Raw genomic sequence first — 21,611 nt, forward strand, 5'->3', positions numbered from 1 at the left:
AATTAATGAATGATTGTAATGTTACTATTAATTATACAACAACAGGGTAGTATGTATTTTTTTTTTATTACCGCTATAATGTTTTTGTGAAAATATGTAATCTGACCTTTTATTAATTTTACACGACATGTACCACAATATCCATTTTGACATTCATAATTTATATGTACTTTATGTAATATCAAAATCTTCAGAAGAGAGATGGTGTTATTTTTTTTTTTAATGTGAATTTTTTTATTATTAAAGATAATTTGATAATATTTTTTATTATATTTTAAATTTTTTAAATTCATTTTTTTTTATTTCGGAATCGATTTGTCCTACTAAATATGAACTAATTTCAGTTTCTTGTGGAGCAACTTGAACGTTATCTGATGCTAACCAATGATTAATCCATGGAATTGGATTAGTTGTTTTTTTAAAAATTGGTGGTAAGTCAATTGCTTCCATTCTAATATTAGTAATATATTCTATATATTGGAATAGTATATTTTTATTTAATCCTAACAATGAACCATTTTTAAATAAATATTCAGCCCATTTTTTTTCTTGTTGAGCTGCTTGTCTAAATAAATTTATTGATTCTGTAGTACAATTTTGTATAATTTTTATCATATCTGAATCATTTTCATAATTTTTTAAAATATTTATAATGTGTTGTGTGCCGGTGAGATGTAATAATTCATCTCTAGCAATTAATCGAATAATTTTTGCATTTCCTTCCATTAATTTTCTTTCAGCAAATGCAAAAGAACAAGCGAAACTAACATAAAATCTTATAGATTCTAGTACATTCACATTAATTAAACAGAGATATAATGCTTTTTTTAGAGTTTTAAGATTAACTTGAATAGTTTTATTTGGATGAATTTGATAAGTACCGCTTCCTAAAATATGCCAATATTCTATCATAGTAATTAAAATATCATAATAATAACAAATATCTTGAGCTCTTTCACATATGTTTTTGTTAGAAATAATATTATCAAAAATAATTGATGGAGAATTAATAATATTTCTTATAATATGTGTATAAGATCTGGAATGAATAGTTTCTGAAAATGACCATGTTTCAATCCAAGTTTCTAATTCTGGAATAGATATTATGGGTAGAAATGCAATATTCGGACTTCTTCCCTGTATGGAATCTAATAATGTTTGATATTTTAAATTACTAATAAATATATGTTGTTCTTGTTGTGATAGTTTTTGAAAATCAATTCTATCTTTTGATAAGTCAATTTCTTCAGGTCTCCAAAAAAATGATAGTTGTTTTTCTATTAAACGTTCAAAAATTATATATTTTTGTTGATCATAACGAGAAATATTGACCGGTTGTCCAAAAAACATTGGTTCTTTTAATTGATTATTATTTGTTCTAGAAAAAGTAGTATATGTCATATATGCGCCCAAAGATACGATTTTATATATATTATATAATTAATTTATAATATACAAGTTCCTTGATTACAATTATGGTTTTTTTGATACATATTAATATTATTTTCTAATTCTTGTGATCCGTCTCTTGTATTTTGATAATATAGTGTTTTTATTCCTAATGAGTATGCTGTTAATAAATCTTGTAATAGTACTTTGATGGGTATTTTATTATTAGGAAATTTTTTAGGATCATAGTTTGTATTTGTTGAGATAGATTGATCAATAAATTTTTGCATAATTCCAATTAAATTTAAATATCCCTTATTATTTGGAATGTTCCATAAAAGTTCATATTTTGACTTTAATTTTTCATATTCTGGTAATACTTGTTTCAGCATACCATCTTTTGATGCTTTAACAGTGATATATCCTCTTGGTGGTTCAATACCATTTGTTGCATTAGAAATTTGAGACGATGTTTCTGATGGCATAATTGCTGACAATGTGGAGTTTCTTAATCCATATTTTTTTATTTTATGTCTTAATCTATCCCAGTTTAAATGTAATGGTTCGTTACAGATAAAATCTATACTATTTTTGTAAGTATCAATTGGTAAAATACCATTAAAGTAATTTGTTTGATTAAATAATAAACAAGGACCTTTTTCTTTTGATAACATACATGATGCATGTAATAAGTAATACTGTATATATTCAAATGTTTTATGTGTTAAATTATTTGCACTTCCATCGGAATATTTTACATTATTTTTTGCAAGATAATATGCAAAATTAATTACTCCTATTCCTAAAGGGCGGCGATTTTTTGCTCCTTTTTTTGCTGCTATTATAGGATAAGATTGATAATCAATAATTTCATCTAATGCTCGAACCAATAAATTAGATAATTCTTTTAATTCTGTTAAATTATTTATACAACCTAAATTAAATGCAGAGAGTATACATAATGCTATTTCTCCATTAGTATCATGCAAATCATTTATGGGATTGGTTGGTAAAGTAATTTCTAAACATAAATTGGATTGTTTAATAGGTGCTATTTTTGGATTAAACGCGCTATGTGTATTACAATGATCAACATTTTGTATATAAATTCTTCCAGTGGATGTTCTTTCTTGCATGATTAATGAAAATAAATCAATAGCTTTAATTTTTTTTTTTCTAATATTTTTATTTTTTTCATATTGAATATATAATTTTTTAAATTTTTTTTGATCAGAAAAAAAAGAATGATATAGTAAAGGAACATCAGACGGGCTAAATAAGGTTATGTATTGTTGATTCATCATTCTTTTATACATTAATTTATTAATTTGTATTCCATAATCTACATGTCTTACTCTGTTTTCCTCTATACCTCTATTATTTTTTAACACAACTAAACTTTCTACTTCAAAATGCCAAATTGGGTAAAATAATGTTGCTGCTCCACCTCGCACTCCTCCTTGTGAACATGATTTTACTGCTGTTTGAAAATGTTTATAAAATGGTATACATCCCGTATGAAAATGTTCCCCATTACGTATAGGGCTACCTATGGCTCGAATTTTACCTACATTTAACCCAATTCCCGCTCTTTGTGATATATATTTTACTATAGAACTAGTTGTTGCATTAATTGAATCTAAACTATCTTCGCATTCAATTAAAACACATGAGCTAAATTGTTTAGTTGGAGTGCGTACTCCAGACATAATAGGAGTGGGCAAAGAAATTTTAAAAGTAGAAATAGAATGATAAAATTTTTGAATATATTGCATTCTAATTTTATTAGTATATTTACAGAATAAGCAAGCTGAAATTAACATGTATAAAAATTGTGGACTTTCGTATATTTTTCCGTTTGTTCTATTTTGTATTAAATATTTTCCTTCTAATTGTTTGACACCTGCATACGAAAAATTCATGTCTCTATTGTGATCAATTATTTTGTCCATTTGATCAAATTCTTCTTTAGAGTAACTTATCAGTAAATTGTGATCATATTTTTTTAATTGTATCATTTTTTTTACGTGTTGGTACAAAGTTGGCGGTTTAAACTGACCGTATGCTGTCTTGCGAATATGAAATATACATAACCTAGATGCGATATATTGATAATTTGGATATTTTGTAGAAATCAAATTGGCTGCAGATTTAATAATGATATTATGAATGGTAGTTGTTTTTATTCCATGATAAAATTCTATTTTAGAATTTTTTATAATTTTAGAAATAGATATATTATTTAAATTGTGTGCAGACCAAGATAATATTTTTTTTATTTTTGTAAAATTAATATTTTCTTTTTTACCATTTCTTTTTGTTACTAATAAAATTTTATTCATTCTTCAAACCTAAATATATATTATTTTAATTTATTTGTATTAATATAATATATTAATATTATTTTTAGAAAATTTTTGTATTCCTACTACTTTTTCGTTTTTCATAGTTCGTATTAAAATAACACCTTGTGTATTTCTACCTAATATTCTAATTTCGGATACAAGGATTCTGACTAGTGTACCGGCATCAGTAATAATAATAATATGGTCATTTTCTACAACTTGTATTGCGCTTATCATAACACTATTTTTTTTAGTAATTTTAATAGATCTAACCCCTTTCGTTGCTCTCGATTTAATTGGAAAATTTTTAATTTGTGTTCTTTTTCCATAACCATTTTCTGTAATGGTTAATATTTCTCCTTTTTCTTGTGGTATAAGTAATGAGACAACTGTATCATTCTGATTAATATTAATTCCACGTATTCCATATGTTGTTCTTCCGGTATTTCTAATTTCTTTTTCTGAAAAATGTACTACTTTTCCTTGTTTACTAAATAACATGATATTGTTTTTTCCATTAGTTAATGCTACTCCTATGAGTTCGTCATCTTTTTTTAAACGAATGGCTATTATTCCAGTTAATCTTGGTTTTTTAAATGTATTTAGTAATGTTTTTTTTACAATACCTTGAGCTGTTGCCATTAATATATTTTTATTTATTGTAGATTGTCTTAAACTTAAAATATTTGTAATTCTTTCGTTTTTACTAATTGGGATAAAATTGATGATAGGTTTACCTCGTGCGTGTCTACTTGATTCTGGTAATTGATACACTTTTATTTTATATAAAATTCCTTTATTAGAAAAACATAGTATTGTATCATGTGTATTAGTTATTAATAATGTTTCTATACAATCTGTTTCTTTAGTTTTGGCAGCTGATTTACCTTTTCCCCCTCTGTGTTGTGTTTCATAATCTGAAAGAGGTTGATATTTTACATAACCTGAATGCGATAGAGTAACTACTACGTCTTCTTGCGTTATCATATCTTGCATATCAATTGTAGTATTATCCGTAATAATTTCTGTTCTTCGTACATCTCCAAATTTATTTTGTATAATTTTTAATTCATTTTTTATAATATCTAATATATCATTTCTATTATCTAGTATTTTAGATAGTGATTGTATTGTTTTTAATACATGATGGTATTTTGTTAAAATTTTATGATACTCTAAGTGAGTTAATTTATGTAATTTTAAATTTAAAATAGATTGTATTTGTTTTTTACTTAATTTATAATTAGATTTATCAGTGTATATATTTGTATTATTTATATCTTGTTTATTATATTTATGTATTTGTTCTCTATGGAATAATTCTTTACTGATATTCCATTGTTTATTTAGTAAATGTTTCTGAGCTAAATTTTTGGTTTCAGATTTTTTAATTACATCAATAATATAATCAATGTTTTTTAATGCTATGGTTAGTCCTTGTAATATATGTGCCTTTTTTTTAGCATGTTGTAAATCAAATGAAATACGTTTAGTAATGATACTTTCTCGGTGTAATAAAAAATATTTTAATATCTTTTTTAAAGACATAATTTGTGGTTTACCATTTTTTAAAGCAACCATATTAATACCAAAAGAAATTTGCATTTGAGTTAGTGTATATAATTGATTTAATAATATTTCATGTATGGTATCTTTTTTAATTTCTATTACAATTCTCATACCATCTTTATCAGATTCATCTCTTAAAGCATGAATACCTTCTATTTTTTTTTCTTTTACTAGTTCTGCTATTTTTGCTATTAAAATAGATTTGTTTACTTGATATGGTAATTCATGTATTATAATTGATGTACGTTTATTTTTATTATTGATTTCAATTTGATATTTTGCTTTAATATAAATTGTTCCTTTTCCATTTTGGTATGCAGTTTTAATTCCTTGTATACCATTTATTATACCTGCTGTTGGGAAGTCAGGACCTGGTATATATTTCATTAGTTTTTTTAATGAAATTTTGTTATTATCTATATAGGCTAAGCATGCATTGATAACTTCATTTAAATTATGAGGAGGTATATTTGTTGCCATTCCTACTGCTATTCCAGATGATCCATTAATTAGTAAATTAGGTATTTTAGTTGGTAATATTTCAGGTATTTTTTCTGTTTCATCATAATTATATATAAAATTAACTGTATTTTTTTCTAAATCTTCTAGCAATTCACATGCTATTTTAGACATTTTTATTTCTGTATATCGCATAGCAGCTGCTGGATCACCATCAATTGAACCAAAATTACCTTGTCCATTAATTAAGGGGTATCTTAAAGAAAAGGGTTGAGCCATACGTACTATAGATTCATATACTGCTGCATCTCCATGGGGATGATATTTTCCAATGACATCTCCTACTATCCTAGCAGATTTTTTGTATGGTTTTTCCCATGTATTTCCTAAAATTTTCATAGCAAATAATATTCTTCTATGTACTGGTTTTAAACCATCTCGAACATCCGGTAAAGCTCTACCAACAATTACGGACATGGCATAATCTAAATAAGAAGATTTTAATTCTTCTTCTATATCTATTTGTATAATGTTATTATGAATATTTTTCATATATTTTATCTCTAAAAATTTTTAGGTTATATTTTTTAGAATTGTATTAAATTATTATATAATAGTTATTATTTTACTATATAATAATTATTTATTATATTAATTATTTTTAAATATTTATATTTATACTATAATTATATTATTAATTATTATTACTTTGGTAATTCATATATGCATGATTCAGAGAAATTATTAATCAAAGATCTATTTAATAGATTATTAGAATCAGAAAGTAAATTGCCTAATAAAGATAGACGTGCTGAAGAATTAATTTATAGTATGCTAAGAAAACAAAATAATTCCCCATATTATATGGTACAAACTATATTAATACAGGATGTAATAATAAAAGAATTAAATAATAAAATTACAACATTAAAGAAGAAAATGAATAGTATTCGAGAAAATGATTCTACTTTTTTATCAAATTATTTAAAATCAAGTATTCTATCAAAAAATCAAGAATCTAACAAAGCAAGTAATAAATTTAACGTTGCACCTAATATGAATGAGACAAATAAACCTGTTTCTAATAGAAATAGGAATACTTCACAACGTGAAATAATATCTTCTACTTCTAATCGGGGTGGTATATCAAGTTTTTTTAGTAGTGCTTTGCAAACAGCTGCTGGTGTGGCTGGAGGTATGGTGGCTGGTAATATATTAACAGACTTTTTACATAGTAAAATGCATAATAATGAAATTGTAGATCATTCTGATTCTGATAATAATATTACTTCTACAGATCATGAGAATCATAAGCATCATGAGCATCATGAGAATCATGAGAATCATGAGAACCATAAAAATCATGAAGAGAGAGAGGATAATCAAGATCATCAAGATCATCACAATCACCAAGGTCATCAAGTTCATGAGGGTAATCGGGATCATACAGACCATGAGTCTCATGAAGAAAATGAGGATCATCACGATCACGAGGATTCTGTAAATAATATGGAAAATCATACAAATAATTTAGATAGTCAAGATAATCAAACATCATACCAAAATGATTTAGACAATACTACTGAATATTTTGATTATGAAGATCATAGTATAGAGCATTCAGATGATTTTGATAATACTTATTTTTAAGCATTGTTAAAAAATACATTCACTTATACTTGTTCGTTATAATTGTTTGAAAAATCCAGCACAATGTTATATGCTGGATTTTTTAACTTATTAAGTTAATTATTATAATAATTAATTAATCCTTTTTGAGAAGGATGCATAGATGGTTTTCCTGGTTTCCAATTTGCAGGACATACTTCTCCTTGTGTTTCGTATAATTGAATAGAATCTATCATTCTTATCATATCTTGAATGTTTCTTCCAAACGGTAGATCATTAACCACTTCATGTCTAATAATCCATTTTTTATCAATTAAAAATGATGCTCGGAGTGCAACACCTATTTCTGGGTGCATAATATTATATGCATCTTGTATTTCTCCTTTTATATCTGATATTAAAGGATATTGAATATTTCCTATGCCTCCATCTTTTATAGATATATTTTTCCAAGCTTGATGTACAAATATAGAGTCTTTAGAAATACCTATTATTTCTGTATTTCTGTTTTTAAATTCTTGGTATAACTTATTAAAAGCAATGATTTCTGTTGGACAGACAAATGTAAAATCCATAGGCCAGAAAAATAATACTACTAATTTATTTTTTATATCTTTTTTTAAATTAAAATGATCAATTATAGTACCATCATGTAAAATTGCTGGTGCTATAAAATTAGGAGCATTTTGAGTTACTAAACTCATTTTATTTTCCTTATATATTGTGATATTATTTTCATTAATATTATAATAATTGATATTATATATTTTGTTTGGTATTATTTATATTGAGTATAAATATTGTGAATACTATGATTTTAACTTGGAAAGATATTTTCATAAAGGAAAAGAAAATATTAATAGATATTTTAATGAAAGTAGCTAAAGAAAGATTAAAAAATGTTATTTTTCCTGATCACAATTTAGTTTTTAATGCTTTTCGTATGACTTTATTTCATAAAATTAAAGTTGTTATTATTGGTCAAGATCCGTATTATAAGCCTAATCAGGCTGACGGGTTAGCATTTTCAGTACAACCTCATTGTATTATTCCACCTTCTTTAAGAAATATATATACAGAAATTATTAGAGATTTGGGTTTATCAAAAAACCATTTTTCTCATGGTTGTTTATTTAATTGGGCAAAACAAGGTATTTTATTATTAAATAACGTTTTAACAGTAGAATATAATAAGCCTCGATCTCATTTATTTTTAGGTTGGGAAAAATTTACTAATAGTATTATTCATTATATTAATAAATATTTATACAATGTTATTTTTATATTATGGGGTGGGGATGCAAAAAAAAAAATGTATTTCATAGATCAAACAAAACATTATGTTTTACATTCTTCTCATCCTTCTCCATTATCTGCGCATATTAGTTTTGTTGGTTGTAAACATTTTTCCCAAGTAAATAAATTATTACTTGATCACAAAAAAAAAATTATTTATTGGTAATGATGTGAAATATTTTATACTATATGGGTTATTTTTTTTTTTTAAATTTATTAAAAGTATCGCATATAGATTTTTTAATTAATTTAATTCCTTGGATTGTCGATTTTATATTTTCAATATTTTTGTGATCTTGGTTTAGGATATTATCAAATTCATGTATTATTTTTAATAATTCATTTAAAAAGTTTTTTAAATTTATTTTTTTTATATTTTTTATTTCTTGTGCATATTTTTTTTTAAAATTTTCTATATTAGCTTGAGTTCTTAATTCAATATCTTGTTTTTTTTTTTTTAACTTTTTTAGTTGTATTTGTAATTTTTGCTCTTGTGTATTATATTTATTAGTATGAAATTCTTTTACATTATTGTTCATATTTTATTTTATTTATACTATTAATAATACTTTTATTATAAAGATTTTATTAGTTTATTCAATAACATATAATATATTTTATAATTTTAATTTGAAATTATGCTTAATGTATGATAATGAATATAAATTTTAAATCTATTGCTATTTTAGGTTGCCCAAGATATTCTAGTTCTTTTTTAACTCATGTTATTTTATATAATTGGTTACTAAAAAGAGGATATCAAGTTTTTATTGAAAGGAGTATTGTAAAATATTTAAGTATAAAAAATGTACATATTGCTACTCATCAACAAATTGGGGAAAGATGTGATTTAGCAATAGTTATTGGTGGTGATGGAAATATGTTGTATATTTCTAGAATTTTATCATACTATTCTATAAAGATTATTGGTATTAATCGTGGTAATTTAGGATTCTTAACAGATTTAAACCACGATAACATGTTATTAATATTATCTGATATTTTATCTGGTAAATTTTATATAGAAAATAGATTTTTATTAGAATTAAGAATATTAAATAATCAAATTAATCAAAATAGCTTGGCTTTAAATGAAGTTGTTGTACATCCTGTATATTCTTCGAATACAGTAGAATTTTCTGTTTATATTAATAAAAGATTTGCATTATATCAACGTTCAGATGGATTAATTATTTCTACACCTACTGGTTCTACTGGATATTCTTTATCAGCTGGAGGACCAATTTTATCTTCAGATGTAGATGGTATGATGATTTTATCAATGTTCCCACATACTTTATCTTCTAGACCAATTATTGTAAATAGTAATAGTTTAATTATGTTAAAAGTATTTAATATAGGTAAGACTAATGTTAGTTGTGATGGAAACATAATATTTTCTATTGATAATAAAACTAAGATTTTTATTTATAAAAGTAAATATTATATTCGTTTTATTCATCATATAAAATATAGTTATTTAAATGTTTTACATTCAAAATTACATTGGGCAAAAAATTTGTTTTGAAATTTAATATAATTTAAAAATATTTGTTTGATGATTGTTTTGCAAATTATTGATAATCAATATTATTTATACGCTTGGAGCTGGCGGGATTTGAACCCGCGTCCAAAATATTTCAAACTATAGTACTACATGCTTATTCTTTTATTTATTTCAGTACTGTAGTATAAAGAAAATACTATTTTCATACTTATCTCATTTTTATTAAATCATATAAATTATGAGAAAATTTATTATGAAGTTTTCTTTTTTTGACCTTTTATAACTTCATTCTTATAAAGAATAATAAGAATTAAAAGGGCTTTATTAGTTTATTAAGCTGCTAAAGCGTATTTTTCTTCTTTTCCGTTTATTCAATTACGGTTTTTATCGAGGCAACCGTACCTCGGCATGCACTATATGTTTTCAAAAATTTTGTCGAATCCAAGATCAGCCCCTGGTTGTGATTCTTTTAAATATATTATAATATATAATAGTATTTTAAGACAATATATTTAAATAAAATAATTTATTATATAATATAATATATAATATTATTATCAGTTTTACTATTATGTATATTATAAGGTTTGATATGGATATATTAAAAAAAATTCAAAAACAAATTCAAGATAATTCTATATTAATTTATATGAAAGGATCTCCTGATTCCCCTAGTTGTGGATTTTCTGCTAGAGCTGTACAAGCAATTAAATCTTTCAATGTAAAATTTGCTTATATTGATGTTTTACAACATGAAGATATTCGTTCTGCTCTACCTAAGTATGCAAATTGGCCAACTTTCCCTCAATTATGGGTAAATGGAGAATTGATAGGAGGTTGTGACATTATATTAAAAATGTTTAAAAGTGGTGAATTAAAAAATATTTTATTGAAAATATAAAGAAATATAAATTAGATTATTATGTTAGTATAAATATTAATCTAATTATATATTAGTTATATTATTTTTTACATTATATTTTTTGTAATTATTGGATAATTTACAAAATAAATAAGCTGTTTTTTTTGCATCATATATCGCAGAATGAGCTTTTTTATTGTTAAATTTAATTCCAATAGATTGACATGCTTTGGATAATACAGTTTGTCCAAGAATTAATCCACTTAAAGTAGCTGTATCAAATATGACAAATGGATGAAATGGATGTTTTATTTTATTTCTTTGAGATATTTGAATAATAAACTTGTGATCAAAGGTTGCATTATGAGCTACAATGACACTTTTACTACATTCATGGTGTTTTATTTCTTTTTTAATAATATCAAAAATATATTGTAATGCTTGTTTTTCTTGTATTGGTTGTCGGAGGATATTAAATGGGTCTATTTTATTAAAAATTAATGCTTTTTTTGTTAAATATGATTCTGTAAATGGTTTAATATGAAAATGAATAATATTTTTTATTTTTAAAAATCCATTATTATTCATTGTTAATGTTATAACTGCAATTTCAAGTATAGAGTGTATTGTATGATTTAAACCAGTTGTTTCAATATCTATAATAACTGGATAAAATTTTCTAAATCTATTTTTTAAAAAATAAAAATTTTTTTTCATTATATATTATATTATATTAAATTGTATATTGTATATTTTTTTATACATTGTAGAATAAATTATAATATTATATTATTTATATATAAATATAAGAGTAATAAAATATCATTTTATAAAATATATTTTAAATATATTATATTTAATATTATCTATGTTTTTTTATATAAAATACTATTTTTTTATAATTCATTTAATGAAATATTATAGTACATAATATTTTATAATATATATAATATTATTAATTTTCTTTTGATATAATTAATTTTATATATTTAATATATAATAAAATTGTATATTGAAAAATTATATTATAAAAATATTTTTTTAATTTGTTTGTATAATATACAATATATATAAAATATTTTAAGGTATAAATATGGCTTTTAAATGTGGTATTATTGGTTTACCTAATGTAGGGAAGTCTACTCTATTTAATGCTTTAACTAAATCAAATATATCAGCACAAAATTTTCCATTCTGTACTATTAATCCCAATATTGGTATGGCTCCTGTGTATGATTTTAGGTTATATGAAATAGCAAAAATTCTTGATCCAAATAATATTAAAATGACTTATATGGAATTTGTTGATATTGCAGGATTAGTAAAAGGAGCTTCTGAAGGATTAGGTTTAGGAAACAAATTTTTAAGTAATATCAAGGAAGTAGATTTGGTGATTCATGTTATTCGATGTTTTGAAAACAAAGAGATTATACATGTTCATGATATTATAAAACCGGATTATGATATTAAAATTATTAATACTGAATTAATTTTATCTGATTTAATGAATTGTGAGCGTGAATTATTAAGATTAAAAAATATTAATAATAAAAATTTATTAGATATATCTAAGATAAATATTTTACAAAGGATATTTTTACATTTACAAAATGATAAATTATTAACAGCATTGCCATTACGTTTAGAAGAATTAAATTTGATTAATTATATGAATTTTATTACTTTAAAGCCTATGATATATGTTGCTAATATATGTAGTGATTATTTGAAAAATTTTTATTTAGTAGATATATTAAATTTTTTTAAACACGAACATATTACTTGTATCCCGATAGATATTTATACTACATATACAAATACATTAAATCAATCTACAAATGATAATATTTTAAATATAATATTGCATAATAAGAATAATCCATTATATAAAATAGTTAAATTAGGTTATGATTTATTACAGTTGCATACATTTTTCACAGTTGGAAAAAAAGAAGTACGTGCTTGGACCATTAAAAAAGGTGCTACTAGTGTTCACGCAGCTAGTAAGATACATACTGATTTTAGTAGAGGATTTATTCGAGCTAAAGTTATTGCTTATGCAGATTTTTTAAAATTTGGTAGTAAAAATAAAGTTCAAGCTTGTGGAAAATTGAGATTAGAAGGAAAGAAATATATAGTACAAGATGGAGATATTATGGAGTTTTTATTTAATATTTAATATATTTTAGAGAAGTATATATTTTCTTCTCTAAAACTATATTATAAATTTATAGTATTAAAATTTTTTTTAATTCTTTAAAGTTTGGTTTTAACATTCTAGATAAAATAGGTCGTTTGGATGGTATGTATAATTCTTTAGGTAAATCGATATTAATGTTTAATATTTTATCAATTATATTTTTAAATTTTGCAGGATGCGCTGTTCCTAGGAACAATCCAAATTCATCGTCTCGTATTTGATCGTTTAGTAATTTATATGCTATTGCTGCGTGTGGTTCAGAAATATAACCTATTTTTTTTAAATGTAGTAAATTTTTACAAGTAATTTCATCTGAAACACTACCAAATCCCAAATCATTTAAATTCCATTTTTTACGGTGGAATAATTCTTCTACTCTAGGCCAATTATTAGGTCTACTAATATCCATAGCATTAGAAATAGTTGATATACAATTATGCGGATTCCACTTTCCTGTTTTTAAAAATCTAGGGACAGTATCATTTGAATTAGTAGCAGCAATAAATGACTTAATTGGTAAACCCATAGATTTTGCTAATAATCCAGCTGTTAAATTACCAAAATTACCACAAGGTACGGAAATAATTAAATTTTTATAGTTTTTTTTTGTTATCAAGGAATATGATTCAAAAAAGTAACAAACTTGTGCTAATAATCTACTAATATTAATTGAATTAGCAGAATTAAGACCTATTTTATTTTTTAGTCTATCATCATTAAAAGCTTGTTTAACAAGTTTTTGACATTGATCAAAACTTCCATCGATAGCAATAGTAGTAATATTTTCTCCTAGTGTACAAAATAGAGTTTCTTGTAATTTACTAATTTTACCTTTAGGATACAATATTATTACTCTTACATTTTTAGATTTATAAAAAGCATGTGCTACCGCTGCTCCTGTATCTCCTGATGTTGCAGTAAGTATTGTAACAGTATGATTATTTTTATTTAAATGTTCTATTATTTGAGCCATGAATCGTGCTCCAAAATCTTTAAATGCAAGAGTTGGGCCGTGAAATAATTCACAACAGGCAATATTAGAAGTTACTGGATTAATTTTAGGACCAGGAAAAGAAAAAGCTTTTTTAACATATATTTCTAAATATTCTACAGGTATTTCTTCTCCTATTAACATAGATAATATTTTTATACTTCTATCTAAAAAATTCATTTGTATCATATTATTTATATTTTCTTTTTTTAAGATAGGCAAATTTGTTGGGAAAAATAATCCTTGATTTTGCCCTAATCCCATTTGTACTGCTTGTAAGAAGCTGACTATTTCATTTTTATTTTTTAAATTATATAATTTCATATTAATTATATTCCTATATTTCTAGCACCGATGGTATCTGGTATACATATATGTACAAAACCATATTTATTCTTTATGTAATTTTTTATTAACCATTGACATATTGTATGTGCTGTTATTTCATTATTACATATTGCAAATATAGTTGGTCCGGATCCAGATATTCCAAAATTTATTGCTCCAAAATTTAATATTTTTTGTTTAATTTTTAAAAAATTTGGAATTAACTTTAATCTATATGGCTCTGCTATAATATCTTTCATAACATATGAAGCTAATTCTGATTGGTTAGTATAAGAAGCGTGTATAAAATTTGAGAGTAATCTACTATGTTCGATACATATATTTTTTTTATATTGTGTGGGTAGTATAGATCTTGCTATAGATGTTGACAGTTTCACTCCAGGCCATGCTACTACCCATATCCAATTATTAAAATGTGGAATTTGTTGTGTAATAATGTTATTTTCTTTTACAATTAATTGTAGTCCCCCATAATAACATGGAGCTACGTTATCATAATGTATCTCTCCAGAAATTTCTCCTTCTATTTTACCCATTAAATATAATAATTCTGTTTTATTGAGCGGGTTGTTACAAAATTGATTTATAGCGACTAATGTAGATACTATAGAACAAGCACTGGATCCTAAACCAGATCCAATAGGCATATTTTTCTCTAAAGTAATAGAAACTAATATTTTTTTTCTAATCATTTTACAAAAATGATTCCAGCATTTCCATACAATGTTTTGTTTGATTTGTTTAGGTAATTGAAATGCGAAATTACCTGTATTGATGATATTTAAATATTTACTAGATGTAATTTTAACACAATCACCTAACATTTTCCCATTTTTAGGTTGAATCGCTAAACCTAATGTGTCAAAACCAACATTCATATTACCAATAGAAGCAGGTGCGTAAATTTTGATCATTTTTATATTCCTGATTTTTATGATAATATTTTTAATAAATCTGAAAAAATTCCAGCAGCTGTTACATGATTACCTGCGCCGTATCCTCTAAAAACTAATGGGATAGGTTGGTAGTATTTACTATATATAATTAACGCATTTTCTCCATTTTTTATATTATATAATGGATTAAGTTTATCTACTGCTTGTAATTTTACTTCACATATACCATTTTTTTTAATTCTTCCAATAAATCTTAATACTTTCTTGTTGTGACGTGCTTGTTGTATTTTTTTTAAAAATAATTTATCTAGTTTAGATAATTCAGATAAAAATATTTTTGTATTTTCAATTTGTAAGAGTTCTTTTGGTAAAATGGGTATGATTTTAATATCTTTTAATTCTAGTGTATATCCTGCTTCTCTTGCTAAAATTAATAATTTTCTAGCTACATCTATTCCTGATAAATCATCCTTTGGGTTAGGTTCTGTAAAACCTAATTTTTGAGCCATTTTAGTTGATTCAGATATAGAAATACCTTCTTCTAATTTTCCAAATATAAAAGACAATGATCCAGATAGTATTCCTGTAAAACTAATTAACTTATCACCCGAATCAAATAAATTTTTTAATGTCTGTATAATTGGTAAACCAGCACTGACATTTGTTTCGTATAAGAATTTTTTATTATTTTGTTTGGCTATTTTTCGAATTTTTTGGTAGTATAAGAAACTATTTGTATTTGCTTTTTTATTAGGAGTCACAATATTAATTTTATTTTTTAATATTTTACAATATAAATTGGCTATTTGGGTGCTAGCTGTACAATCTATAATCACTGGATTACATAATAAATGATTTTTAATTCTTTGAATCATTTTGTTTATACAAAATACTTTGTCTGTTTTTTGTAAATTGTTTTTCCAATTTTTTAAATGAAGACCATTTAAATTGATTATCATATTTTTTGAGTTTGCAATACTACATATTTTATATTTTATATTTTTTTGTGATAACCATTTTTTTTGTTTTTTGATTTGTTCTATTAAAGTATTACCAACTCCACCACAACCAATAATAAATAATTCAATAATTTTTTTATTAGTAAATAACATGTTATGTATTTTTTGAATAATATTTTCAATATTTTGATTTTTAGTAATAATTGAAATAGAATTGGTAGATAATTGATCACATATTAATAGTGAGTGTAAATTTATTTTTTTCACAATAGATAATATTTTTTCTTGAATAATTTTATTTGTTTGAATATGATTTCCAACAATTGATATTATTTTCAGATTTTCTTTAATTTTTACTATTTTTAATATATGATCACATAATTCTTTATGAATAGCATTGTGTATGATTTTTGTAATATTTTCAGAGTACTTATTTAATATATAAAAACTGACTGTGTTTTGTAAATTATTAAATGTGTTTAGTAATATATCAATATCTTTTTTAAATAATTTTTTTAATATTTTATTGATAATATATTTTCTTTCATGTAATAAAAATATTTTTATTTGAATCATATAAATATTATTCAGATGTGTAATGCCTTGAATGCTTGTATCATTAAAATTATTTGTATACTGATCATATTGAACAATAGATGTTCCTATATTATTAGGAAAATATGTATTTTTAATAACACATCGTATGTTTTCTTGTGATAAAGGAATAATAGTTTTAGGATGTAAAACTTTTGCTCCTAAATATGATAATTCAAGTGCATTTTTATAAGATATAGATTTTAATAATTTAGCTTGTGGTACTATTTTAGGGTCGGCAGTATATATTCCATCTACATCAGTCCAAATTTCACATATTGAAGAATTTAAACAAACCGCTAATATTGCTGCTGAATAATCGGATCCATTCCGACCTAATGTAACTAATTCTTGATTTTGATTTCCAGCAATAAAACCAGGCATTAATATAATATAGTTTTTAGGTATGTTAATATTTTTAATTTTCAATTTTGATGCTAAAATTTGCACTGTTGCGTTTAAATAATTTCCTATTGCTAATATATTTTTTACTGGATCAATAACAGATACAAAAAATTTTCTTGATAATAATATATTTTGCATAATATGAATAGATATTATTTCTCCTTTTGAAATAATTTGTGCATAAATATTATCTAATTTTTTTGTATGATATGATTGATTTTCATTAATCATACTTTTTATATTTTGTATCTCGTCATTTATTTTATTAATTAATTTTTTATATGGAAAATTTTTTTCATGATTTTTTATATCAAGTATTAATGTATAAAAGAAATTTTCTAAGTATTGCAATAAATATTTTGAATTGTTATTTAACGTAATATTATGAGCAATTTTTTCTAAAAAATTAGTTACTTTAGCTGGTGCTGAAAGCACAACAGAAACCTGTTCATTTTTCGATTTATTTTGAATGATATTACATACTTCTATAAATTTTTCTGCATTTGCTAATGATGTTCCACCAAATTTTAATGTTCTCATTGATATGATATATCCCTAATCATTAATAACAATGTAAGTATTTTATATAATTATATTTTAATATATATATAAATTTTGAATATATTTTATATAGTATTTTATATTATTCATGGTATAAGTTTATATTGTATTGATTACAATTTATATATTATAAAATAATAATTTATTATATATTGATTGATATGATTGGTATATATTTTAAAAATTTGTATATATTATAATTATACATTAACATTTTTTAATACTATTATCATAAGGTTGACATGAATACGAAGCACAATATGATAAAATTTGCTTTAGGTATAGAATATGACGGTAGTAATTATCATGGTTGGCAAATTCAAAAGGGTAATATTTCTAGCATTCAAAAAGAGGTAGAAAAAGCCATTTCTATTGTTGCAAATCATAAAATTACAATTATATGCGCTGGTAGAACTGATTCTAAGGTACACAGTATTGGTCAAGTGGTGCATTTTAGTACTATATCTATTCGTAAAAAGATATCTTGGATTTTAGGAATTAATAATTATTTACCTAATAATATTTCTGTACAGTGGATTAAACAAGTATCGGAAAAGTTTCATGCCAGATATAGTGCATTATCCAGATGTTATAGATATATTATTTATAATAATTCTTTTAGATCTGCGTTGTATTTTAATCAATTAAATCAAATACATAATGCGCTAAATATAAAAAATATGTTACAAGCGGCTAAATTAATTGTGGGAGAGTATGATTTTAGTTCTTTTCGTTCTAAAAGTTGTCAGTCTTCTACACCATATAGAAAAATTATATATGTAAATATTTCTTATATTAGTAAATTTATTTTTATTGATATTCAAGCTAATTCATTTCTACAATGTATGGTAAGAAATATAGTTGGATGTTTGATTGAAATTGGTAAGATGAAAAGAAGACCAGAATGGATTTTATATGTTTTAAAAAAAAAAAATCGTCATTTTTGTGCCCCTACAGCTTCCCCAAGTGGTTTATATTTACTATCTGTATATTATCCAAATTATTTTCGTATTCCTTATTATACAGTTTATTAAATGTATATATAATTTATAAAATATATTGTATATTTTAATAACATGAGAATGATTTTATGTTTTTAAAAATTGTTAAAAGATTATTTGGTAATCGTAATGATCGTATTTTAAATAGTATACAACATATAGTTAATGCGATTAATGATCTGGAATATACTTTTAGTAAATTAAGTGATACACAATTAAAAAAAAAAACAAAAGAATTAAAATATTTATTACTATCTAAAAAGAAATCATTAAATGATATTTTACCGGAGTCTTTTGCAGTTATTAGAGAAGCTAGTAAAAGAGTTTTTTCTATGAGACATTTTGATGTGCAATTATTAGGTGGTATTATTTTACATTATAATTGCATTGCTGAAATGAAAACTGGAGAAGGGAAAACTTTAACCGCTACTTTACCGGCTTATTTGCACGCTTTACAAGGGAATGGTGTGCATATAGTTACTATGAATAATTATTTAGCCAAAAGAGATGCTAAAAAAAATAAAATATTGTTTAATTTTCTAGATATGAGCGTTGGTCTAAATACTTCTATAAATTCTATACAAGAGAAAAAAAAAGCATATTTGGCAGATATTACTTATGGAACAAGTAATGAATTTTGTTTTGATTATTTAAGAGATAATATGGTTTCTCATGCTAATCAACGTGTACAAAGAGGATTAAATTATGTTTTAATTGATGAAATTGATTCTATTTTAATTGACGAAGCCCGTACTCCTTTAATTATTTCTGGATCTACTCAAGATAAGTTAAAAATTTATAAAATTATTAATAAAATTATTGACTATTTAATACAAGAAAAAAAAAAAAGTACATTGGATATGTCTGGTGATTTTGTAATTAATAAAAAATATAAACAAGTTTTTTTAACTGAAATAGGTTTTTTAAAAATTGAAAAATTATTTTTAAAATATAATTTATTAAAAAATAATCAAGAATTATATCATATTAATCATATTATTTGCATAAATTATGTTCTTTCTGCATTAAGAGCTCGTTTTTTTTTTATTAAGGATGTGCATTATATTATTAAAGATAAAAAAGTAGTTATAATAGATGAAAATACTGGTCGTATAACAGAAGATAGACGTTGGTCTGATGGGTTACATCAATTTATAGAATTGAAAGAAAATTTAGTAGTATTAGGTGAAAATCAAGTATTAGCATCTATAACATTGCAAAATTATTTTAAATTATATCAAACAATGTCTGGTATGACTGGAACAGCTATGACTGAGGCATTTGAATTTCGTGTCATCTATAATTTAGATACTGTGGTTATACCTACTAATCATCTTATGATACGTAAAGATATGCCTGATTTGTTATTTTTAACTATGGAACAAAAATATAGATCTATTGTGAAAGAAATTCAATTACGTCATATTAATCGTCAGCCAATTTTAGTAGGAACTTCTTCAATTGAAAAATCTGAAATTATTTCAAATTATTTGAGTTCTTTAAATATTAAACATAATGTTTTAAATGCACATTTTTATATACAAGAAGCTAGTATTATAGCACATGCAGGAGCATTAGATGCTATTACTATTGCAACGAATATGGCTGGTCGTGGTACAGATATTGTATTAGGAGGGGTATTAAAAAATATAAATGATTTTTTTTCTTTTCAAGATTACCAAAATAGTAAGATTCAGTGGCAAAAAAATCGTGAGCATGTTATGCAATTAGGAGGGTTACATGTTATAGGTACAGAAAGAAATGAATCTAGACGTATTGATAATCAATTAATTGGTCGTGCGGGTAGACAAGGAGATCCAGGTTCTTCAAGATTTTATTTATCTATGGAAGATTCATTAATATGTCTTTTTATACCTAGATCTATTAGACAGACGATTGTAAAATTTCTTGTAAATTCTAAAAAATATATAGAAAATAGCTGGATTAATAAATCTGTTTCTAATGCTCAAAAAAAAATAGAAAATTATAATTTTGCAATGCGTAAACAATTGTTAGATTATGATAATATTTTAAATAATCAAAGAAACATAATATACCATATAAGAAATATTATATTAGATCAAAAAAATATTAAAAATATTATTATAAATTATATAAAGGATATAATAATAAATGTAATTTATGTATCCGATTTAAAATATAATAATTCAATAGAAGAACATTTGAATAATATAAAAAATATTTTAATGAATGATTTTAACATGCATATTTGTACGAAAACAATATTGCAAAATAATTTAATCATTTCTACTAAGCAAATTTTTCGAAAAATTTATAACGTTATTAAGTTAAAATACATTCAAAAAGAACAGCAATATGGTTATAAAATTATAAATAAAATAAATAAAGATATTTTTATTTATAATTTAGATGTATTATGGAGAGAACATTTATCATCTATAGAGTATTTACGAAAAGGAATACATTTAAGAGCATATGCTAATAAAGAACCAAAACAAGAATATCAAAGGGAATCGTTTAATATTTTTTGTGATATGATAGATATATTAAAATATGAAATAGTTGTTAATATTATGCAAAAAGTTTTATTTGTTTAATGTGAAATTTATTCAGTTGAA

17 protein-coding genes and 1 other RNA gene are annotated in these 21,611 nt (G+C 23.5%); 7 read left to right on the forward strand and 11 right to left on the reverse strand.

The genetic code is table 11. The features are described from left to right. Positions 1 to 2 precede the first annotated feature (2 nt). The 4 genes from yfaE to gyrA are packed head-to-tail and all read right to left on the reverse strand — an operon-like array spanning position 3 to position 6,314. Positions 3 to 293: a class I ribonucleotide reductase maintenance protein YfaE gene (gene yfaE, locus AB4W54_RS00625; protein ID WP_367674556.1), complete on the reverse strand. Its 291-nt coding sequence runs from the start codon at positions 291 to 293 to the stop codon at positions 3 to 5. Beyond that, entirely contained in the window at positions 268 to 1,401 is a 1,134-nt protein-coding gene (gene nrdB / locus AB4W54_RS00630; RefSeq protein WP_367674557.1) for a class Ia ribonucleoside-diphosphate reductase subunit beta, read from the reverse strand. The genes yfaE and nrdB overlap by 26 nt, the downstream gene beginning before the upstream one ends. Before the next feature lie 44 nt (positions 1,402 to 1,445). Next, positions 1,446 to 3,731, reverse strand: coding sequence for a class 1a ribonucleoside-diphosphate reductase subunit alpha (gene nrdA / locus AB4W54_RS00635; protein ID WP_367674558.1), 2,286 nt, complete (start codon positions 3,729 to 3,731; stop codon positions 1,446 to 1,448). 39 nt (positions 3,732 to 3,770) lie between these two features. Beyond that, complete coding sequence (gyrA, locus tag AB4W54_RS00640) at positions 3,771 to 6,314, reverse strand: DNA topoisomerase (ATP-hydrolyzing) subunit A (RefSeq protein WP_367674559.1); 2,544 nt, start codon at positions 6,312 to 6,314, stop codon at positions 3,771 to 3,773. A gap of 171 nt (positions 6,315 to 6,485) precedes the next feature. Here gyrA and AB4W54_RS00645 point away from each other — a divergent pair, with 171 nt between their 5' ends. Then, positions 6,486 to 7,412 (forward strand): DUF2076 domain-containing protein, encoded by a 927-nt coding sequence (locus AB4W54_RS00645; protein WP_367674560.1) that lies wholly within the window; start codon positions 6,486 to 6,488, stop codon positions 7,410 to 7,412. A gap of 95 nt (positions 7,413 to 7,507) precedes the next feature. On the opposite strand, the gene AB4W54_RS00650 is transcribed toward AB4W54_RS00645, so the two are convergent. After that, positions 7,508 to 8,095, reverse strand: coding sequence for a peroxiredoxin (locus AB4W54_RS00650; RefSeq protein ID WP_367674561.1), 588 nt, complete (start codon positions 8,093 to 8,095; stop codon positions 7,508 to 7,510). 107 nt (positions 8,096 to 8,202) lie between these two features. Between AB4W54_RS00650 and ung the strand changes: the two genes are divergently transcribed. Further along, positions 8,203 to 8,853 (forward strand): uracil-DNA glycosylase, encoded by a 651-nt coding sequence (gene ung / locus AB4W54_RS00655; RefSeq protein WP_367674562.1) that lies wholly within the window; start codon positions 8,203 to 8,205, stop codon positions 8,851 to 8,853. 28 nt (positions 8,854 to 8,881) lie between these two features. Here ung and grpE read toward each other — a convergent pair whose 3' ends face one another. Beyond that, entirely contained in the window at positions 8,882 to 9,226 is a 345-nt protein-coding gene (gene grpE / locus AB4W54_RS00660; protein WP_367674563.1) for a nucleotide exchange factor GrpE, read from the reverse strand. Positions 9,227 to 9,342: 116 nt separating this feature from the next. On the opposite strand from grpE, the gene AB4W54_RS00665 reads away from it, so the two are divergent. Next, positions 9,343 to 10,215 (forward strand): NAD(+)/NADH kinase, encoded by an 873-nt coding sequence (locus AB4W54_RS00665; protein WP_367674564.1) that lies wholly within the window; start codon positions 9,343 to 9,345, stop codon positions 10,213 to 10,215. Positions 10,216 to 10,289: 74 nt separating this feature from the next. Here AB4W54_RS00665 and ssrA read toward each other — a convergent pair. Continuing rightward, positions 10,290 to 10,649, reverse strand: a transfer-messenger RNA (tmRNA) gene (gene ssrA / locus AB4W54_RS00670). A 137-nt stretch (positions 10,650 to 10,786) separates the two neighbouring features. Between ssrA and grxD the strand changes: the two genes are divergently transcribed. Further along, positions 10,787 to 11,095, forward strand: coding sequence for a Grx4 family monothiol glutaredoxin (grxD, locus tag AB4W54_RS00675; RefSeq protein WP_367674565.1), 309 nt, complete (start codon positions 10,787 to 10,789; stop codon positions 11,093 to 11,095). Between the two features lie 45 nt (positions 11,096 to 11,140). Here grxD and AB4W54_RS00680 read toward each other — a convergent pair whose 3' ends face one another. Then, positions 11,141 to 11,773 carry an exonuclease domain-containing protein gene (locus AB4W54_RS00680; protein ID WP_367674566.1) on the reverse strand — a complete coding sequence of 211 codons (633 nt, stop codon included), beginning with the start codon at positions 11,771 to 11,773 and terminating at the stop codon, positions 11,141 to 11,143. Positions 11,774 to 12,149: 376 nt separating this feature from the next. Between AB4W54_RS00680 and ychF the strand changes: the two genes are divergently transcribed. Beyond that, positions 12,150 to 13,235: a redox-regulated ATPase YchF gene (gene ychF / locus AB4W54_RS00685; RefSeq protein ID WP_367674567.1), complete on the forward strand. Its 1,086-nt coding sequence runs from the start codon at positions 12,150 to 12,152 to the stop codon at positions 13,233 to 13,235. Positions 13,236 to 13,284: 49 nt separating this feature from the next. Here the strand turns inward: ychF and thrC are convergent, their stop codons facing one another. From thrC to thrA, 3 genes are read right to left on the reverse strand one after another with little or no spacing between them, the layout of a single operon-like run. Continuing rightward, entirely contained in the window at positions 13,285 to 14,571 is a 1,287-nt protein-coding gene (gene thrC / locus AB4W54_RS00690) for a threonine synthase (protein ID WP_367674568.1), read from the reverse strand. 5 nt (positions 14,572 to 14,576) lie between these two features. Further along, positions 14,577 to 15,509 carry a homoserine kinase gene (thrB, locus tag AB4W54_RS00695; RefSeq protein ID WP_367674569.1) on the reverse strand — a complete coding sequence of 311 codons (933 nt, stop codon included), beginning with the start codon at positions 15,507 to 15,509 and terminating at the stop codon, positions 14,577 to 14,579. A gap of 17 nt (positions 15,510 to 15,526) precedes the next feature. Beyond that, complete coding sequence (gene thrA / locus AB4W54_RS00700) at positions 15,527 to 17,989, reverse strand: bifunctional aspartate kinase/homoserine dehydrogenase I (protein ID WP_367674570.1); 2,463 nt, start codon at positions 17,987 to 17,989, stop codon at positions 15,527 to 15,529. A 263-nt stretch (positions 17,990 to 18,252) separates the two neighbouring features. On the opposite strand from thrA, the gene truA reads away from it, so the two are divergent. Continuing rightward, positions 18,253 to 19,044, forward strand: a complete 792-nt coding sequence (truA, locus tag AB4W54_RS00705) for a tRNA pseudouridine(38-40) synthase TruA (protein WP_367674571.1) — start codon at positions 18,253 to 18,255, stop codon at positions 19,042 to 19,044. 56 nt (positions 19,045 to 19,100) lie between these two features. Continuing rightward, positions 19,101 to 21,590 (forward strand): preprotein translocase subunit SecA, encoded by a 2,490-nt coding sequence (gene secA, locus AB4W54_RS00710; protein WP_367674572.1) that lies wholly within the window; start codon positions 19,101 to 19,103, stop codon positions 21,588 to 21,590. Positions 21,591 to 21,611 lie beyond the last annotated feature (21 nt).

It is taken from the genome of Buchnera aphidicola (Pterocallis alni), from assembly GCF_964059075.1.
GTDB lineage: Bacteria > Pseudomonadota > Gammaproteobacteria > Enterobacterales > Enterobacteriaceae > Buchnera_L > Buchnera_L aphidicola_AN.